Below are 18,063 nucleotides of genomic sequence, written 5' to 3'. Positions count from 1 at the left end.
GGTAAAAACCCCCCACGCAGACGTTGATGGGGTGGATCTCCCGCCCGCCCAGCACCCGGACGATCTCGTTTCCAATCTTTTTCAGACGCAGCCCCCGCCCCACCGCCTCCGGATGCTCCTGAGCCATCTTCAGGGCGTCGTCGTATCCCAGGAAATCGGGCGCGTGCAGCATGTAAACGTGGAGGGCGTGGCTTTCGATCCACTCGCCGCAGTAGATGAGCCGCCGCAGGTCCCTCAGGGGGCCCGTCACCCGGATGCCGAGCGCCGCTTCCATGGCGTGGGTACTGCTCATCTGGTAGGCCACGGGGCATATGCCGCAGATGCGGGCGGTGATGTCCGGGGCTTCGGCAAAGGCCCGGCCTCGCAGGAAAGCCTCAAAAAAGCGCGGTGGCTCGAAGACCTCCAGGCGGGCCTCCGCCACCTTGCCGTTTTGAAGCCTGACGTAGAGGCTCCCCTCGCCCTCCACCCGGGCCAGGTAATCGACCTTAATGGTTCTTGCTGACACGGTATCGATGCCCCTTCACGCTCTCTCCGCCGGCTTCGCCGTTCGACCGGCCGCAGCCTCGTCCCCTGCGCGCTCGGCCTCGCCCTTGCCCAGGGGTTCCCGGAAAGCCTTCGACCATGCGTTGAACGTGTGGAACGCCCGCTGCACGTCCTGTGGCGAGCGCCCCAGGAAGTTCTGCCACCAGCCGCCCAGCGACGCCGTGTTGGGCGACTCCATCGGGCCGAAGCACCCGTAACAGCCCCGGTTGTAGGAGGGGCACAGCGCCCCGCAGCCTGCCTGGGTCACCGGGCCCAGGCAGGGGGTCCCGTGCGCCACCATAACACAGACGTTGCCCTGCCGCTTGCACTCGAGGCAGACGCTGTAGGACGGTAAGTTGGGCCGGCGGCCATGGATGAGGGCGCTGATCACCTCCAGCAACTGGTCTTTATTGACCGGGCACCCCCGCAGTTCCAGGTCGACGGGGACGTGGTCGGCGATAGGGGTCGACCGTTCGAGGGTGTGGATGTGCTCCGGAGTGGCGTAGACGACGCGGATGAAGTCGTTAACGTCCTTGAAGTTGCGAAGCGCCTGAATGCCGCCCGCCGTCGCGCAGGCACCAATGGTCACCAAAAACCCGGACTGGCGGCGGATCTCCTGGATACGCAGTAGGTCATGGGGCGTCGTGATGCTGCCCTCCACCAGGGAGACGTCATAAGGCCCCTCGAGCTGGGCTCGGGTCGCCTCAGGAAAATAGGCGATCTCCACCGCGCCCGCCACCGCCAAAAGCTCGTCCTCCAGGTCAAGCAGGCTCAACTGGCATCCGTCACAGGAGGCGAACTTCCACACCGCTAACCTGGGCTTGCCTTTGGGCGCCACTTCTCAGATCTCCCGCTTTCCGAAAAACGCTTTGATGCGGTCGTACCGGAACACCGGCCCGTCCTTGCATACGAACACGGGGCCGAACTGGCAATGGCCGCAAAAGCCCAGGGCGCATTTCATGTTGCGTTCCATGGAAAGGTAGATGCGGTCGTCGGGTATACCCCGCGCCTTGAGTTCGGCCACCGTAAAGCGCATCATCACCTCGGGACCGCAGACCATGGCCACGCAGTCGTCGGCGTCGAAAAAGGCCCGAGTGAAAAGGGTCGTTACCACGCCCACGTGCCCCCGCCAGCCGGCATCGCCCCGGTCCACGGTGACCAGCACGTCCACGTCAAAGCGCCCCCGCCAGCGCTCCAGCTCCCGCCGGTAAAGAAGATCGCCCGGGGTGCGGGCCCCGTACAGCAGCACGACCCGCCCGTAATCGTGCCGGCGCGCTAGCAGGTGGTAGATGGCGGGGCGAAGAGGCGCCAGCCCGATACCGCCGGCCACGACGACCACGTCTTTGCCTCGGGCTGCTTCCATGGGCCACCCGGCGCCAAAAGGCCCCCGCACGCCCACCGCCTCGCCGGGCCGCAGGGAGGCCAGGCCTTTCGTGACCGTTCCCACCGCCCGCAGGGTGTGAACCAATCTGTCCGGCCTGGACGGATCGCCGCTGATGGAGATGGGCACCTCCCCCAGGCCGAGCCGGTAGAGCATGTTGAACTGGCCCGGCGTAAAGCGAAGGGTTGTCCCGCCCTCGGCGGGTTTGAGGGTCAGGGTGAGCGTATCGGCCGTCTCCCGCCGAACCTGCTCCACGTGAAAGAGGATGGGCACCATCAGCAACGGCCCGGCAGAAGCTGCTTCGGATTCGGTCACGGCCGGAGCCACCGGCGTCACACCCATCGGCCTTCACCTACCCGTTTGCCCGATAGACGTCCAGAAGCTGCAGGCGCGCGGCCTGAAGGCGCTGGAGTATGACGGGCACGAACCGCTTCAGCAGTTCGTAGCCCAGTTCGTGGTCCTGCTCCGAACGGGCCCGCAGGCACTCGGCGTCCAGGGAGATGGCGCGGGTCAACTGCATGGCCCGGGCATCGAAGTGCCACCGGTAGGGCAACACCAGCCACGACCAGCCCAGCACCTCCCCTTCCCCGATGGTTTGCATGGGAACGGGCCCGCGGCCGGGCACGTACACCTCGATGGCAATCCGCCCGGACCGCAGCAGGTAGAATCGCCGCGCTTCTTCGCCTTCTCGCAGCACCCACTGGCCTGCCTCAAAGCGGACGTTGGCCGCGCACGAAGCCAGCGTCTGGAGGTGTTCCTCAGAAAGACCCTGCAGGAACGGATGCTCCCTCAGCAGCCGAACCAGGCTTTCCGTCTCCATCGTTGCCTTCCCCCTCGCCCTCCCGGATGGCTCGCACCTCCTCCGTGATGTCGATGCCGACCGGGCACCACGTGATGCAGCGTCCGCAACCCACGCAGCCGAAGGTGCCGAACTGGTCGACCCACGTTGCGAGCTTGTGGGTCATCCACTGGCGGTAGCGGGAACGCGCCGAGCTGCGCAGGGTGCCACCGTGGATGTACGAGAAAGCCAGGGTGAAGCATGAGTCCCACCGGCGCCAGCGTTCGGCTCGCTCGCCGGACAGATCCGTCAGGTCTTCCACGGTCGAGCAAAAGCAGGTGGGGCAGACCATGGTGCAGTTGCCGCAGCTCAGGCACCGGCTGGCCACCTGATCCCAGCGGGGATGCTCCAGATTGCGGTAGAGCAGCTCTTTAAGCCCGGCCGTCTCCATGAAGCGCCCCATGTGGCGGGCCGCCTCCGCCACCGCCCGGGCGGCCTGCTCCGCTTCCGGCTCCGAGGGGGGTCGATGGGGGACCTCCCGCAGGAGGCCGGCGCCCGCCTCGCTGCCCACCTCAATCAGGAAGAGGTGCTCCTCGGGCGTCAACAGTTCGGTCAGGGCCAGGTCGAATCCCGACGAAGCCCCGGGCCCGGCGTTCATCGAGGCGCAAAAACAGGTGCCCCCCGGGTGCGTACACTGAACGGCCAGGACGAAGGCCTGCTCCCGGCGGGCCCGGTAGGTGGGATCCTGATACGGCCCTGCCAGGAACACGCGGTCCTGGATGGCCGCCGCGTGCAGCTCGCACGCCCTCACCCCGATGAACGCAAGGCGGGGCGGGGATTGTGGGCCCGCGACGATCTGGAAGCTTCCGTTGCGCCGGGCAGCCTGCCACAACCGCAACGCCGGCGGGTAGAGCCACTTCTTCCAGGAATGGGGGCCGACCGCGTAGCCGAAGAGAGCCCGGTCCGGGCGTCTTTTCAGCCGGTACGTCCCCGGGCCCTGCTCGTCGGTCCAACCGGCCGGTAGCTCCTCTACTCGTGTGATCTCGTCGTAGATGATGGCACCGTCGCGCACGGTTGGCCCGACGAGACGATATCCCCTGTCGAGAAGCAATTCAAAGACGCGCTGCAGGCCGTCGAGCCCGATGACAACCTTGTTTCCGCTTCGCAGCGGTCCGGTGCCTGACTGTGGCCGGCTCACCCGCGCCTCTCCCTTCCCCGGACGTCCCAGGCCTCGCCACATGGCATGCCATTCGCTCCACCCAAGCGAAATCCTCGCGCGCCGGCGCAGCCATTGGAGCCACGGTGCGATCCCTGTTTCAGGGCACGACGATGCGTAGCCGACCTGCCGGGTTCCTTCTTCAGTCGCCGCCGGCCAGAGCAGGAATTTGAAAGAATTGAGCAAGTTTCTTGCAATTCAGGCAGCGCGGTGTAAACGAAGGCGATCCCCCCTGAAGGGGCAGAGGGCTGGGCCTTATCCCAGCGACGTGCGCGGATCGAGGCTGTCCCGAAGGCCATCTCCGATGAGGTTGAACGCCATTACCGTGAGGAAGATGGCGAGACCCGGAAAGGCCGACATCCACCAGGCCGAGAAAACGTAGCTTTGCGCTTCCCCGATCATGGCGCCCCACTCAGGCGTGGGCGGCTTGACGCCGAGGCCGAGATACCCGAGCCCGGCGGCCGTCAGGAGCGCCGTGCCGAGCTGCAGGCTGGATTGCACCACCACCGGCATCACGGCGTTCGGCAAAACGTGCCGCCACACAACCAGCCGGTCCGGTAGCCCCATTGCCCGGGCCGCTTCCACGTACAGGTCCTCCCGGACCACAAGCACGACTCCCCGCACCAGCCGCACATAAACCGCCACGCCGGCCAGCCCTACGGCGGCCACCACGTTCGCCTCCCCCGGCCCCAGGATGGCGATGAAGACGAGAGCGAGCAAGAAGCCGGGAAAGGCCAGCAGGATGTCGACCGCCCGCTGGACGAGCGAGTCGACCCAGCCACCGTAGTAGCCGGATATCAGCCCCACCGGGACGCCCCCTACCACGCTCGTTGCCACCGCCGCGCCGCTGATGAGCAGGGAGAGCCGGGCGCCATAAACGATCCGGGTCAGGATGTCCCGCCCCATGCCGTGTCAAGACCAATCTGACCCTATTGCCGGTGACCGCGACGCGCTGCTTTTGATGAGGTGAAGGAGAGAAGCCGAGGCGGGTCTTATTCTTCTGGCGGGCTCCGGCGGCAGGCCCCGGGGCGCTTCCCAGCCCGTCTCCCCCTGCCGCCACAAAGGGAGTGTGAAGCTCTTTGGGTGATACCCACCGCGCCGCGGCCTACCGGACGACCGACGAGGTCGCCACCGCTCTGTACAAAGGCCACGTCGTGGCCCTGGAGTCCAGCCTCATTTGCCAGGGCATGCCGTGGCCGAACAATCTTGAAACGGCACTGCGGGCCGAAGAGGCCGTGCGTGCCGAAGGCGCCGTCCCGGCCACCATCGCCGTGGTGGACGGGCAGGTGCGCATCGGGTTGTCCCGTCCCGAACTCGAATCGCTGGCGCGCCGCTCCGACACGGTCAAGATCGCCATGCGAGACATTCCCTGGGCCGAACTGCGCCGCCTCACCGGCGGCACGACGGTCTCCGGCACCATGGCCCTGGCCAGCCTTGCGGGCATCACCGTGTTCGCCACCGGAGGGGTCGGCGGCGTCCACGAGGGCGTGGCGATGGACATCTCGTCCGACCTCGGGGCGCTTGCCCGGTTCAACATGGTCGTGGTCTCAAGCGGGGCAAAGTCGTTCCTTGACATCGCCAGCACCCTTGAACTGCTGGAAACCCTGGGCGTCCCCGTGGTCGGGTACAGGACGTCGGAGTTCCCCGGGTTCTACGTCCGCACCAGCGGCCACCCCGTGCCCATGCGGGTGGACGAGGTGGATGACATCGTGCGCCTTGCCCGCATCAAGTGGGAGTGTCAGCTGACCGGGGCGGTGCTCGTGGTCAATCCCGTGCCCGAGGCCTGCGCGCCCGATCCGGCGGAGGTGTCCAACGCCATCGAGCAGGCCAGGAAGACGGCCGCCGAGCGCGGCATCCGGGGCCAGGAGGTGACACCGTTCATCCTGGAACAGATCCGCCGCCTGACCGGCGGCCGCAGCCTCGAGGCCAACGTGGAACTCGTCGTCAGTAACGCCGCCCTGGCCGCCCGCATCGCCGTCCGGATGGCGGCACGCCCCAGTGGAAGCTGAAGAGCGGGCCTGGCCCGCCGGGCTGGAGCGACCCGGGCCCGGTACCGGCCTGCCCGGTGTCCCGTATGCCGGCCCTCCCGTCGTGGTGCTGGGCGACGCGCTGGTGGACCGCATCCTATGGGTAGACCAGATGCCCCCGGCCGGCGGCGACGGTCCCGTCCTTGGGATGGAGCAGCGGCCGGGCGGGGGCGGGCTCAACGTCAGTTGCGGCCTTGCGCGGCTCGGGATTCCCGCGGTGCTCGTGAGCGGAGTCGGAGGGGATGAGGCCGGCCGCAGCCTGATGGAGCACCTCGCTTCCGCGGGCGTCGACACGTCGTTCGTCTCGGTGTCGGCAACCACGGGTACCGTCCTGTCGGTGGTGGACGCCCGGGGCGAGCGCACCATGTTCTCGTACCGTGGTGCGGCGGCCCGGCCGGTCAGCATGACGCCCCGTCTGAGACAGGCCCTGCAGGCCGCAGCCGTGGTGTTCATCTCGGGCTACGGGCTTCAGAGTGCGCATCAGGCTGCTTCCTACATTGAGGCGGTTAGGGTGGCCCGAGCGGCCGGTGGGCTGGTGGCCTTCGACCCGGGACCCACCATGGGCCACATCGCGGCCGCCGTACTGGACGAGATACTCAACCTGACCGACATCCTGCTCGCCAATGAGCGAGAACTGCAGGAGCTTTCCGGGCGCAACTCCGGGGGCGGCCCCGAAGCCGCCGCGCCATCGGCGGCCGTGCGCCACGCCCTGGCCCGAGTGCCGTGCACTGGCGCGAAGCTCGGCGCAAGGGGCTCGCTCCTTGCGGCGAACATCACCCGCCCCCCGCGCCCGCTGGGCCGGCTGGCGGCGGCACTCGCTGTTTCACAGAGCCCGCCTGGGGACACGCAAGCCCTGTGGCTCACGTGTCCCGCTGAGCCCGTTACGCCGGCTGACACCACGGGAGCCGGCGATGCCTTCGACGCTGGCTTCCTGGCCGCGCTCCTGTACGGCCTGCCGCCTCAGGAGTGGCTGCGCTGGGGCAACCGCCTGGCGGCGGAACGGTTGTCCCGCAGCCGCCCCTCCCTGTAACCGCTATGCCTTCCCGTACCCTGCCACGTTGATGGCCACCATCTGAACGTTGGTCATCTCCTCGATGGCGTAGCGCACGCCTTCTCGCCCGATGCCGCTCTGGCGGTTGCCGCCGTACGGCATGTGGTCGGCCCGGAACGTCGGGGCGTCATTGATGATAATCCCGCCGAAGTTCAGCGCCCGAATGGCCTGGAACATGCGGGGGATGTCCCGGGTGAACACCCCCACCTGCAGCCCGTACTCGGTGTCATCCATCGCCACCAGGGCATCCTCGAACCGATCGAACGCCATCACGCTTGCCACCGGTGCAAAGGCCTCCTGCGTGACCACCCGTGCCCGCTCGGGTACGTCGGTCAGCACGGTGGGCCAGTAGACGGCTCCCTCGCGCCTCGCTCCGGTGAGGGCCCGGGCTCCGCCGTGAACGGCTTCTTCCACCCACGACTCGATGCGCTCCGCTTCTTTCACGTCGATCATGGGCCCGACGTCCACCTGCTCCTGGAGCGGATCGCCCACCACCATGGCTTTGGTTGCGGCGACGAACTTCTCCAGGAACGTGTCGCGCACCGAGCGTTCGACGTAGATCCGCTGAACCGACAGGCACACCTGGCCGGAGTTGTAGTAGGCCCCGATCGCGCACTTCCTGGCGGCGAGGTCCAGGTCGGCGTCCTCCCCCACCAGCACCGGCGAGGTGTTGCCGAGCTCGAGCGTGACCTTCTTGATACCGGCCCGCTGGAGAATCTGGCGCCCCACCGCTGCGCTTCCGGTGAAGGTTACCTTGGCCACCCGGGGGTCGGAGACCAGCCACTCCCCCACCGTACCGCCCGGCCCGACCACCAGGTTGATGGCACCTTCCGGTGCGCCGGCCTGTTCCAGCACTTCACACAGCAGCACAGCCGTCAGCGGCGTGGAGGAAGCCGGCTTCAGCACCACGGCGTTGCCTGCCGCCAGGGCGGGCGCCACCTTGTGCGCGACCAGGTTGAGCGGGAAGTTGAACGGCGAAACGGCGGCCACGACACCCACCGGCCTGCGCAGGAAGAAGCCGAAGTAGCCCGTCCCGGCGGGCACCGCGTCCAGCGGCACCGTCTCGCCGTGGATGCGGCGGGCCTCCTCGGCTGCGATGGTAAACGTGGTGATGGCCCTGTCCACCTCGATGCGGGCGTACTTGAGGGCCTTGCCCGCCTCGGCCGCGATGGTTCGGGCGAAGTTCTCCCGCTCTGCCTCGATGAGCCGCGCTACCGCCGCCAGCAGTTCGGCGCGGCGGTACGCCGGCAGGTTGGCCATGACGGCAGCGGCCCGGGCGGCCGCCGAGATGGCCGAGTCCACCAGGTTCTGGTCGGCCAGGCCCACCTCGCCGACCACTTCCCCCGAATACTTGTTCAGCACCGGCAGGGCCTTCGGCGCCTTCACCCAGCGCCCGCCGATGAACAGCGCGCCGGGATGGCTGATTGCAACACTCACGGCCTCTGGTGCCCCCCTTTGTGCCCATGATGCGCCCGGAAAGTAAGCGGTATCTGTATGGTAAACGTGCCAGGGAGCGCGCCGCAATGCCCCTGCCACCGCAGCGGCCCACGCGGTCCCTCTTGACTGGGCGCCGGGCGGCGTCGTATGCTGGCGTCGGCCGGCGGTGGGCGAGTAGCTCAGATGGTTAGAGCGCTACCTTGACATGGTAGAGGCCAGGGGTTCAACTCCCTTCTCGCCCACCATCGAAAAAGCCCGCCACGACGGGATCCGTGAGCGGGCTTCTTTGTTGCCTGTCGGCTGCCAGGCCTCCGTTTTCCTGCCTATTCTTTCGCGCGGCAGGCCAGGAGCCCGTCCAGCACGGCAGCCGCCTTCTCGTCCTGGCCCGGCAGCAGGTGCCCGTAAAGGTCGAGCGTGATCCGCACGTTCTCGTGCCCGAGCCGCCGGGAGACGGTCACGGCCATGCCCTGGGCGATGAGCAGGGCGGCATGCGTGTGCGGAAGGTGTGCAGGGTGACCCCCTCCCGGAGCTTCGCGGCGGCCGCCTGAGCCTTGCTCCTGGTCATCCCTGCCTTCTCGTAAGCCTCGGCCGCCTTCCTGCGGGCCTGCTGGATGATGCGGGCGAGGTCCGCGTCGTCGATGTTGGAACGGCGCAGCATACCACCGGTGCGGTTCGTAAAGACGAGGTTCGGCTCGTTGCGCCACGATGGGCCGGCAAATCAGGGACGTTGTCCCGTAGTCTGTGGAAGTTGAAGTGGCGCCTCCCGGGACCCCTGTGGTAGAACAGGGGCGAGCAAAACCCAACGGATGGGAGGGAGCCGCCGATGCCAGCATGCCACGTGGTCACGCCCGAGGGGAAGGTGTGCAAGGCCAACCGGCAGGAGGTCCGGAGCCTGCGGTGGCTGCCCGACAAGGTCGAGATCCCGTTGCGCCGCATCGCCGGGGTGGCCCAAAAGGGCCTGATGGCGCTGTCCGTCCAGGTGGGGTTGGCCATGCTGCAAGCGACCATGGAGAACGAGGTGGCGGAGGGGGTGGGGCCCAAGGGTAAGCACCGGGCAGACCGGCAGGCGTACCGCCACGGCCATGAACGCGGCCGGGCGGTCATCGGAGGGCGCAAAGTGCGCCTCCAGCGTCCCCGGGTCCACCGTAAGGGCGGGGAGATCCGGCTGGAGAGCTACGCGTGGGCCCAGCAAGAGGACAGCCTCAATGAGGCGGTGCTGGCCCGCATGCTGCACGGGGTGCCGACGCGGTCTTATGCGGCCACGCTGGAGGACGTGGGCGAGGTGGAGGCCTTCGGCACCTCCAAGAGCCGGGTGGGGCAGCGTTTCATCCGGCAGATGGAGGCGCAGCTCCGGGAGCACCTGAGCCGCTGGCTCGACGACCTGAATGCACCCATGGGACATGCTCCCGCGGGCGCGTAGCCGTGAGCCGGAAAGCCAGGAAGCCTCAGTGCCGCCGTCCCGCCGGCCCGAGGCTTTGTCACCCTGCTGCGGACCAAAAGCAGGGGCCCAGCACCGTCTCGTCTGAAGCTAGGGTACTAATTCCTGGAAGCGCCATTCCGGATTGAAATGGGCCACAGTTGACACGGCCCAACGCATCACCGCGAGCGTCGTCCGCCAAGCGCCAGGGGTGCGCCTAAAGGAGTGCGAGAGCTTCATCCCGCACGTCGGTGATGAACATGTGCCCCGGGGCGTGGGTGATCATCAGAGACGGCTTCGCCTCCAGCGCAACGGCCTGGGGCGTGACACCGCAGGCCCAGAACACCGGAAACTCTCCGGGCCGAACGGTTACGGGCTCGCCGAAGTTGGGCCGGTCAAGGTCCTCGATCCCGAGGCGCGCAGGATCGCCCACGTGTACAGGCGCCCCGTGGGCGGTAGGAAAGCGCGACGTAACCTGGACGGCCCGCGGCACGAGGTGAGGCGGCACCGGCCGCATGCTCACCACGAGAGGACCCTTGAAGATGCCGGCCGGGGTGCAGGGAACCCGGGTGATGTACACCGGCACGTTTTTCCCCTCTTCGATGTGGCGCACGGGAACCCCGGCCTGAAGGAGGGCGGCTTCGAAGGTGAAGCTGCACCCCAGCAGGAACGCCACCAGATCATCCCGCCACAGCCCCACGATGTCCAACAGCTCGGCCTCGAGCCTGCCGTCCCGGTAGACGCGGTACTTGGGCAGATCCGTTCGGAGGTCGGCGCCGGGAGCCACGCGCTGCGGGACGTAGGAGCCCGTGTCCGTCACGTCCAGAAGGGGGCACGGCTTGGGATTGCGGTGGCAGAAGACCAAGAAGTCGTAGGCCATCTCCTTCGGCAAGACGACGAGGTTCGCCTGCGCGTACCCCTGGCATAGCCCGGCCGTTGCTCTTGTCCACTCGCCCCGTCGGATGAGCGCCCTGACCTCCGCGGGCGATGCGCGCGCCAGATCGCGCGGCCTTACCTCGTGCACTTCAGCCGCCCTCCGTTATGAGGATCATCACCTGGCCGTCCTGCACCTGCGCGCCCTTCGCCACTCTCACCTCGGATACCACCCCGCTTGCCGGGCTGGCCAGCTCGATCTCCATCTTGAGCGTCTCCAGCACGGCGAGCCGATCACCCCTTTCGACCCGATCGCCTGCCCCTACCAGCACGTTCACGACTTGCCCGGGCATGGGCGCTCGAAGAGCGTGGAGACGCCCCTCGCCCTGACCCTCCGCTGCCTGCCCCGGCGTGCCCACCAGTTGCACCCGGAATTGCGTTCCGCTGATCCCCACGGTCAACTCTCGGGCCGACGCAAGCCTGACCTGGACGTCGTAAGCCGCCCGGTGAGTACGTAGCCGCAACCGCTCAACCACGTCCAGTTCACCCCGGTCGACGAGCTGCTTGATTCGAGCGAGGTGCTCTTCCGGCTCGCGCAGCGCCCGCTGAGCCTGTTGCAGGCTGCATGCCTCGAAGCGAATCGCATCCCCGGGCCGGGCCTGGCCCAGCCTGTAAAGATCGGCGGTGATGACCGTAGCGATCTGCGTATACCCACCGGTCGTCTGCCGGTCGGCCAGGAGCACGATAGGCTGCCCGTTGCCCGGAACCTGAACGGCCCCCGTGCACACCGGCCCGGAGATGATGTCGGCCCCTCGCACGTGCTCGACGCGAGGCCCCTCCAGCCGAAGCCCCATGCGGTCAGAGTCGGGCAGCACCCGGTACTCCCCACTCAAGAAGGCTCGCAGTCCCTCTTCCGTGAAGCGGTCCTGATGCGGCCCCAGCACGACGCGGATGGGTTCCAGGCCGTAGCGGGGCACCCATTCTTGCGGCAGCCGCCTCCGGCTGCAGGCGCCGCCTCGCACCGGCAAGCGGTCCCCCTTTTGCAGCGGGCGCCCGTCCAGGCCCCCCAGTCTGGCGCGTGCATAAGTAGCCCGGCTGCCCAGTACGACGGGCAGGTCGATGCCCCCGGCAAAGGCCACGTACGCCCGCATCCCCCAACGGGCCCGGTCGAACGAAAGGATGTCACCCTCGGCCACCGGGATGGTTTCCCACAGCGGCACCTCAGCGTCGTTAAGCCGCGCTCCCAGATCGGCCCCCGTTATGGCGATCCACCCCGCCTGCTCGAACCGCAGCGTGGGCCCAAGCAACGTCGCTTCCAGCGCCGCCTCGTGGTCGGGATTACCCAGCAGGCAGTTGGCGACCCGCAGGGCATACTCGTCCACTGCCCCGGCCGGCGGCACCCCGTACTTCTGATAGCCCCGGCGCCCCCGGTCCTGGACGGTGGTCAGCAACCCGGGCTGCAGCACCTCAACGACCACTGCCCGCCACCTCGCGAGATCGGCCTGAAGCCGTCTCCCCCGTCTCGCCGGCCTGCTCCCAGAGGGCTCGAGCTGCCTCTTCGATGCGGACGCGGTACTCACCCCGCTCGACCTGCGCCCGGATCTCGTGAAATTCCTCAGGGGAAACCGGGAAGAACTTCACGAAATCCCCCATGAGAAGGAGGACAGGAGGGTTGCGCTGCGGCATGTACAGGTCGACCGGCGTCCTCCCGATGAGCCGCCAGCCTCCCGGACTCTCCATGGGATAGACGCCAGTCTGGTTTCCCGCGATGCCCACCGACCCGGCCGGCACCCGGGTGCGGGGCGAGGGAAGGCGGGGAGCGAACAGTTTGGGCGACAGCCCTCCGAGGTACGGGAAGCCAGGAAGAAAGCCGATCATGTAGACCCGGTAGGTGGCCGCCGTGTGGATCTGAATGACCTCGTCCATGGTGAGGGCGTTGTGGACCGCCACGTCACGGATGTCAGGGCCTGCGTCGCCACCGTAGAGCACCGGCAGGTACACCAGCCTGGGGGAAGGAAGGTCGATGCTACCGGGCCGCCGTTCCATCTGGCGGATGGCCCGCGTAAGTTCGTCGAAGCTCACAGCGAACGGATCGTAATAGACGAGGAGGGATCGGTACCCGGGCACGACCTCCTCGACTCCCTCCACCTCCCGTTCGATGGCCAACATCAACCGGTACATTTTGAGGTTTTCGTGCGGGCTGATGACTTCGGCGCCCTCGATGAGCAGTGCCCTATCACCGGCGGGCTTGAAGCGCAGCGTTTCCTCGTTGTGGTCCTTCATGCCAGCGCCCGGAGCGGGACGATTTCCACCCCTTCCCGCCGCAGCGTCTCCGCAAGGCGCACCACGATCTCCGCCGCGCCGGGGTTATCTCCGTGCACACAGATGGAGTCAGCCCGCAGCCTTACCGGATAGCCGTCGATGCTCTCCACTAGCCCATCCTTGACCATCCGCAGCGCCCGCCGTGCCACCACATCGGGCTCGTGGATCGCCGCACCGGCCTCTCGCCGGGAGACCAGCGTCCCATCACGGTTGTAGGCCCTGTCCGCAAACACCTCTTCGCGCACCACGAGGCCCGCCTCCCGTGCCATTTGCACGAACCGGGATCCGGCGAGCCCCAGCACTATGGGCCGTGGACGCAACCGCAGGAGCCCCTCAATGACTCCCTGGCCCAGGGCTGTGTCGTTCGCCGCCATGTTGTAAAAGGCGCCATGGAGCTTGACGTGCTGCAGCTCGACCCCTGCGGCGTCGCAAAAGGCCTTCAGCGCCCCGACCTGGTAGATCAGATAGTTGCGGGCTTCCGTGGGGCTGATCTTCATCTCCCGCCGCCCGAACCCCATCAGGTCGGGAAATCCCGGATGCGCCCCCACCGCGACCCCGTACTCCTTGCACAGCGCTACGGTCTCCTCCATCGCCATGGGGTCTCCGGCATGAAAGCCACACGCGACGTTAGCTGAGGAGATCCGCTCCAGCACCGCCCGGTCGATATGGATGCGGTACGCACCGAAGCTCTCGCCCATGTCACAGTTGAGATCCACCCGAACGCTCGTCGCCACCTTTTCCCCTTCCACCGTCGGCTCCCCCTCTCCTAGCTCCCGAAGATGGCCAGTAGCACGCCGGCCGCCGCAGCCGTCCCAATAACCCCGCTCACGTTTGGCCCCATGGCGTGGAACAACACATGGGTAGAGGGGTCGGCCTCTTGCGCGAGCCGCTGCGCCACCCTCGCCGACGCGGGCACGGCCGAGACCCCGGCCGCCCCTATCAGCGGATTGATTGGCTCTTTCAGAAACAGGTTCATCAGCTTTGCGAACAGCACACCCGCCGCCGTTGAGACGGCGAAGGCCAGGATGCCGAGCAGCAGGATCGCCAGGGTCTGCGGATTGAGGAACGTGCTTGCCTCAGCGGAGGCGCCAATGGACAGCATCAGCAGAATGGTGACGATGTCTTCAAGCGCGCCGCCGGCCGTCTCCGCCAGCCTCTTGGTCACGCCTGACTCGCGCAGCAAATTGCCCAGCATCATGGCCCCCATCAGCGGGCCTGCGCCGGGGGCAAACAGGGCGACGATGATGAAGGCCACCACGGGGAAGAGGAGCTTCTCCGCCCCAGAGACCTTCCGGAGCGACCTCATCTTGATCTTGCGTTCCTGTTCGGTGGTGAGCGCCTTCATGATAGGCGGCTGGATGAGGGGGACGAGGGCGATGTACGAGTAGGCCGCAATCGAGATGGGGGCGAGGAGCTCGGGCGCCAGCTTATTGGCCAGGAAGACGGCGGTAGGCCCATCCGCCCCGCCAATGATGCCGATGGCCGCCGCCCGTTGCGGCCCGAAACCCACCAGCATGGCTGCAAACATGGCCACGAAGACGCCAAACTGGGCGGCAGCCCCCAGCAGAAGCACTCCTGGCTGGGCCAGCACGGCGTAGAAGTCCGTGAGCGCACCCAACCCGAGGAAGATGAGCGGGGGATAGATGTCGAACTCCACACCCTTGTAGACGTAGTACATGAGCCCCCCGGGCTCCCGTACACCCATCTGGGCGAGGGGCATGTTGGCCATGATGATCCCAAACCCCATGGGCAGAAGCAACAGCGGCTCGGAGCGCCTCCCGATGGCCGCGTAAATGAGGCTGGCTCCAATGGCCAACATGCACAACCGGCCCCAGCTCATCCCCGCAAAGCCGGTCGCAAGGAGAAACTCCAGCACGCTTTCTGGCATGGTCGGTTGCACTACCCCACCTGACGCTCGGGAGACTCGAGACGCACCTCAAGTTGGCGCTCATCCTCGAGCTCCAGAAGGGCACGACCCGGGCCCAATTCCACAAGACGCAACTTGCGCTCGCGGCCGTTAACCCTCAGGGCATAGATGCCGGGCACCGGCCGCGCCCCGGGGCGGTATACCCGGATAGCCGAGAAAAGGGCCACAAGCTCCCGTTCCTCCTCCGGGGAAAGCACGGCCTCCGACGCCCACCCGGACCGCCCGCCCACCGCGCCACTTGCCCAGCGGCCCAACAGAGACACGGAACCGGTCAGGACGCCGAGGATGACGAAGACGGTCAGCATGCCCGCCAGGGCAGTTATGACACCCGTCCAAACCTCGCTCATCGGCCTATATGCCCAGGAACGCTTTCTTGATGATTTCGGAGCGCAACAGCTCCTCCCCGGTACCCGCGGCAAGAGTTCGTCCGGTCTGCAGGACATAGCCCCGGTCTGCCAGCTCGAGGGCCTCCCTGGCGCTCTGCTCCACCAGCAGAATCGTGAGACCTGCCTCCCGTAGCCGTGCGATACTGTTGAAAAGTTCTTCGACCAGCCTGGGCATGAGGCCCAGGGAGGGCTCGTCCAGCATCAGGAGCTTCGGACGGGCCATCAACCCTCGCCCGATGGCCAGCATCTGCTGCTCGCCGCCACTGAGGGTGCCGGCCCGCTGCCGCCGGCGCTCCTTCAGCCGGGGGAAAAGCTGATAAACGTAATCGAGTTGCTCGTCGATCTCAGCCCGGGAGCGAACCACGAACGCACCCAGCATGAGATTCTCCTCAACGGTCAGTGGCCCGAAAACCAGCCGGCCTTCAGGTACGTAGGTGATCCCCAGGCGCACGATGTCAGGCGTGGACCGGCGGCTGATGTCCACGCCTTCGAAGACGATCCGCCCGGCAACGGGGTGCAACGCGCCTGCGACGGCCTTGAGCGTGGTGCTCTTGCCGGCTCCGTTGGCACCCACCAGGGCGACCAGTTCGCCCCGATTGACGCTGAACGTCACGCTGTGTAGCGCCGGAACGCCGTTATAATGAACCCGGATTTCCTGCACGTCGAGCATACTTCTCACCCAGATACGCTTCGATCACCTGAACGTTGCGCGTGATCTCGTCCGGCCTGCCCTCGGCGATGGTGCGTCCGCTGGCTAGCACGACCACCCGATCCGAAAGGCCCATCACGAACTCCATGACATGTTCGATGACCAGCAGCGTCAGGCGCATTTCCCGGTGGATGTGCCGAAGCAGCTGGGTGAACACGTCCACCTCTTCCGGGCTCAGCCCTGCCGCCGATTCGTCCAGCATCAGCAGCCTGGGCCGGGTGGCGAGCGCCCGCGCCAGTTCCACGCGCTTTTGAATGGCCAGAGGCAGTTGGGAGGGGTATACTTGCCTCGCCCGAGAAAGCCCCACGAGATCGAGGATCTCACGGGCCTGCATCCGTGCCTCTTCGGGGTCGTCGGTACGAGAAAAGGCACCCACCATGACGTTTTCCTCGACGCTCAGGCTCTCCATCATCTTCACGATCTGAAAGGTGCGGGCGATGCCGGCCCTGCTGGTGCGGTGGGGTGGCCAACCGGTAATGTTTCGGCCCGCGAACCGGATGGTGCCGGCGTCCGGGCGCAAATACCCGGCGACGCAATTGAACAGGGTCGTCTTACCGGCCCCGTTCGGCCCGATGAGGCCCACGATCTCTCCTTCCCCGATGGAGAGATCGATGTGGTCGTTGGCCACCACCCCTCCAAACCGCTTGACCACCGACTCCACCGACAGCAGCGCCACCGCCCCTCACCTCCTCCACGCCTGGACCGTTGTCGACGTCTCCAGCGCCGGTGCCACCTGAGCTGCCCGGTGTCGTCTTGCGCTTTCGATGATGCCCCATACCCCCTTCGGCTGGTAGGCTGCTAGGGCCATGATGATGACCGCATAGATCAGGAAGTCCACGCCCAGTACCCCGCTTCCGCCCAGCCATGCTCCGAGGTAGCGGTCCAGCGGGATGAGGACGGCCGCGCCGATGATGGGGCCCCAGAGCGAGCCGGCACCGCCCAGCATAGCCGCCATGGCAATCATGATGGACAGGTCCATGTGCATGACTGCGAACGGGTCAACATACCGGAAGTAGGCGGCGTAAAACCCCCCGCCCAGGGCATACAGGGCGGCGCTGATGCAGTAAGCCTTGAGCTTGGCCGCAAAGACGTTGATCCCCAGGCTTGCCGCCGCGTCCTCGTTGGCTTTGACAGCCCGAAGCTGGTAGCCCAGCCTGGAGTTGCGCAGCCAGTTGAGCCACAGGAGGCTGACCAGGAAAAACGCGAGAATGAGATAATGGTAACCCACCGCGCTCAACTGCATGTGCCACAGGTCGGGCGCCCCTTTGATGGGCAGGAGGATGCCCCGGGCGCCGCCCGTCCACTCCCAGTACGTGAAGAGCTCCTGCCATACCAGGCTCACCGACAGCGTGCCAATGGCGAAGTAGTGCCCGCGCAGGCGCAGCAAGGCCGAGCCCAGGATAAGTGCTTCCGCCACGGCCACCAGCATGCCCAGCGGCAGCGACAGCCAGAAGGGCACGTCCCACCGCACCATGGATAGCGCCACGGCGTACGCCCCGAACCCCACGTTCTTGGCTCCGCCCAGGTCCACCTGACCGCCAAAGCCGCCGATGAAATTCCAGCTCATCCCGTAAAGGGCAAACAGAAGGAATTGCACCACGACGGCCCGGGTAAAGCCACCCTGAACAACCCATGGGAAGACGACCAGCAGCGTCACGAGCAGCCCGAAGGCCATCTGCTCGGAACGGGGGAGATCGCCGAAACGCGTGGCCTGCCGCAATACCCGCACGAGCTTCAAGTGGCGTCACCGCCCCCCGAGCAGACCCTGGGGCCTGGCCACCACGACCAGGAAGTAGACCAGATATATGAAGGCCAGTTTCAACTCCGGCGTAACGTACTGAGCCGCCATCATCTGTACCAGCCCCACCAGGATGCCGGCGACGAAGGCGCCCGGTACGCTGCCGAATCCACCCAGGGCCACCGCGGCGAAGGTGATCATGGCAAACACGGAGCCAACCGTGGGGGAAATGTAATAGAAGTTGGTCAGCAGGGCGCCGGCCATTCCCGCCGTCGCCCC

The 18,063-nt window shown here is 66.8% G+C and carries 22 protein-coding genes and 1 tRNA gene; 4 read left to right on the top strand and 19 right to left on the bottom strand.

The genetic code is table 11. The annotated features are described in order from the left end of the window. The 6 genes from AB1609_03040 to AB1609_03015 all read right to left on the bottom strand — a co-directional run. The coding region (locus AB1609_03040; GenBank protein ID MEW6045443.1) for a nickel-dependent hydrogenase large subunit at positions 1 to 505 on the bottom strand (505 nt) is incomplete at its 3' end. Positions 506 to 520: 15 nt separating this feature from the next. Then, positions 521 to 1,360 carry an oxidoreductase gene (locus AB1609_03035; GenBank protein MEW6045442.1) on the bottom strand — a complete coding sequence of 280 codons (840 nt, stop codon included), beginning with the start codon at positions 1,358 to 1,360 and terminating at the stop codon, positions 521 to 523. 3 nt (positions 1,361 to 1,363) lie between these two features. Next, a complete protein-coding gene (locus AB1609_03030; protein MEW6045441.1) occupies positions 1,364 to 2,179 on the bottom strand; it encodes an FAD/NAD(P)-binding protein in 816 nt (271 codons plus the stop codon). Positions 2,180 to 2,255: 76 nt separating this feature from the next. Next, on the bottom strand, positions 2,256 to 2,723 hold the full coding sequence (locus AB1609_03025; GenBank protein ID MEW6045440.1) for a cyclic nucleotide-binding domain-containing protein: 468 nt from the start codon (positions 2,721 to 2,723) through the stop codon (positions 2,256 to 2,258). Next, positions 2,662 to 3,879, bottom strand: a complete 1,218-nt coding sequence (locus tag AB1609_03020) for a 4Fe-4S dicluster domain-containing protein (GenBank protein MEW6045439.1) — start codon at positions 3,877 to 3,879, stop codon at positions 2,662 to 2,664. The genes AB1609_03025 and AB1609_03020 overlap by 62 nt, the downstream gene beginning before the upstream one ends. Positions 3,880 to 4,152: 273 nt before the next feature. Further along, positions 4,153 to 4,803: an ABC transporter permease gene (locus AB1609_03015; GenBank protein MEW6045438.1), complete on the bottom strand. Its 651-nt coding sequence runs from the start codon at positions 4,801 to 4,803 to the stop codon at positions 4,153 to 4,155. A gap of 173 nt (positions 4,804 to 4,976) precedes the next feature. Between AB1609_03015 and AB1609_03010 the strand changes: the two genes are divergently transcribed. Continuing rightward, on the top strand, positions 4,977 to 5,906 hold the full coding sequence (locus AB1609_03010; GenBank protein ID MEW6045437.1) for a pseudouridine-5'-phosphate glycosidase: 930 nt from the start codon (positions 4,977 to 4,979) through the stop codon (positions 5,904 to 5,906). After that, complete coding sequence (locus tag AB1609_03005) at positions 5,896 to 6,954, top strand: carbohydrate kinase family protein (GenBank protein ID MEW6045436.1); 1,059 nt, start codon at positions 5,896 to 5,898, stop codon at positions 6,952 to 6,954. The genes AB1609_03010 and AB1609_03005 overlap by 11 nt, the downstream gene beginning before the upstream one ends. Positions 6,955 to 6,957: 3 nt before the next feature. On the opposite strand, the gene AB1609_03000 is transcribed toward AB1609_03005, so the two are convergent. Continuing rightward, a complete protein-coding gene (locus tag AB1609_03000; protein ID MEW6045435.1) occupies positions 6,958 to 8,412 on the bottom strand; it encodes an aldehyde dehydrogenase family protein in 1,455 nt (484 codons plus the stop codon). Positions 8,413 to 8,580: 168 nt separating this feature from the next. Here AB1609_03000 and AB1609_02995 point away from each other — a divergent pair. Then, positions 8,581 to 8,657 (top strand) — tRNA-Val (locus AB1609_02995). 78 nt (positions 8,658 to 8,735) lie between these two features. Here the strand turns inward: AB1609_02995 and AB1609_02990 are convergent. Together AB1609_02990 and AB1609_02985 are read right to left on the bottom strand one after the other, a co-directional pair. Further along, complete coding sequence (locus AB1609_02990) at positions 8,736 to 8,876, bottom strand: hypothetical protein (protein ID MEW6045434.1); 141 nt, start codon at positions 8,874 to 8,876, stop codon at positions 8,736 to 8,738. Beyond that, positions 8,867 to 9,070 carry a hypothetical protein gene (locus AB1609_02985; GenBank protein MEW6045433.1) on the bottom strand — a complete coding sequence of 68 codons (204 nt, stop codon included), beginning with the start codon at positions 9,068 to 9,070 and terminating at the stop codon, positions 8,867 to 8,869. Before AB1609_02985 ends, AB1609_02990 begins: the two co-directional genes overlap by 10 nt. Positions 9,071 to 9,235: 165 nt before the next feature. Here AB1609_02985 and AB1609_02980 point away from each other — a divergent pair, with 165 nt between their 5' ends. Further along, entirely contained in the window at positions 9,236 to 9,832 is a 597-nt protein-coding gene (locus AB1609_02980; protein ID MEW6045432.1) for a transposase, read from the top strand. A gap of 214 nt (positions 9,833 to 10,046) precedes the next feature. On the opposite strand, the gene AB1609_02975 is transcribed toward AB1609_02980, so the two are convergent. The 10 genes from AB1609_02975 to AB1609_02930 all read right to left on the bottom strand — a co-directional run. Beyond that, entirely contained in the window at positions 10,047 to 10,853 is an 807-nt protein-coding gene (locus tag AB1609_02975; GenBank protein MEW6045431.1) for a putative hydro-lyase, read from the bottom strand. Between the two features lies 1 nt (position 10,854). Continuing rightward, complete coding sequence (locus AB1609_02970; GenBank protein MEW6045430.1) at positions 10,855 to 12,180, bottom strand: 5-oxoprolinase/urea amidolyase family protein; 1,326 nt, start codon at positions 12,178 to 12,180, stop codon at positions 10,855 to 10,857. Beyond that, positions 12,170 to 12,985 carry a 5-oxoprolinase subunit PxpB gene (gene pxpB, locus AB1609_02965; GenBank protein ID MEW6045429.1) on the bottom strand — a complete coding sequence of 272 codons (816 nt, stop codon included), beginning with the start codon at positions 12,983 to 12,985 and terminating at the stop codon, positions 12,170 to 12,172. The genes AB1609_02970 and pxpB overlap by 11 nt, the downstream gene beginning before the upstream one ends. Further along, the gene (locus AB1609_02960) at positions 12,982 to 13,773 is read right to left on the bottom strand and encodes a 5-oxoprolinase subunit PxpA (GenBank protein ID MEW6045428.1); all 792 of its coding nucleotides are present in this window, start codon (positions 13,771 to 13,773) and stop codon (positions 12,982 to 12,984) included. The genes pxpB and AB1609_02960 overlap by 4 nt, the downstream gene beginning before the upstream one ends. Before the next feature lie 17 nt (positions 13,774 to 13,790). Continuing rightward, positions 13,791 to 14,912: a sodium ion-translocating decarboxylase subunit beta gene (locus AB1609_02955; GenBank protein MEW6045427.1), complete on the bottom strand. Its 1,122-nt coding sequence runs from the start codon at positions 14,910 to 14,912 to the stop codon at positions 13,791 to 13,793. A gap of 11 nt (positions 14,913 to 14,923) precedes the next feature. Continuing rightward, positions 14,924 to 15,298, bottom strand: coding sequence for an OadG family protein (locus AB1609_02950; protein MEW6045426.1), 375 nt, complete (start codon positions 15,296 to 15,298; stop codon positions 14,924 to 14,926). A 4-nt stretch (positions 15,299 to 15,302) separates the two neighbouring features. Continuing rightward, positions 15,303 to 16,007, bottom strand: coding sequence for an ABC transporter ATP-binding protein (locus AB1609_02945; GenBank protein ID MEW6045425.1), 705 nt, complete (start codon positions 16,005 to 16,007; stop codon positions 15,303 to 15,305). Then, positions 15,973 to 16,722, bottom strand: coding sequence for an ABC transporter ATP-binding protein (locus AB1609_02940; protein ID MEW6045424.1), 750 nt, complete (start codon positions 16,720 to 16,722; stop codon positions 15,973 to 15,975). Before AB1609_02940 ends, AB1609_02945 begins: the two co-directional genes overlap by 35 nt. Before the next feature lie 6 nt (positions 16,723 to 16,728). Next, positions 16,729 to 17,775 (bottom strand): branched-chain amino acid ABC transporter permease, encoded by a 1,047-nt coding sequence (locus AB1609_02935; protein ID MEW6045423.1) that lies wholly within the window; start codon positions 17,773 to 17,775, stop codon positions 16,729 to 16,731. 15 nt (positions 17,776 to 17,790) lie between these two features. Then, positions 17,791 to 18,063: branched-chain amino acid ABC transporter permease (locus AB1609_02930; protein MEW6045422.1), on the bottom strand; the 273-nt coding region annotated here is incomplete at its 5' end.

The sequence above is a fragment of the Bacillota bacterium genome (assembly GCA_040754675.1).
Lineage (GTDB): Bacteria > Bacillota > Limnochordia > Limnochordales > Geochordaceae > Geochorda.
The sequence above is the reverse complement of the archived record's forward strand: the minus strand, read 5'-3'. Positions and strand labels throughout refer to the sequence as shown.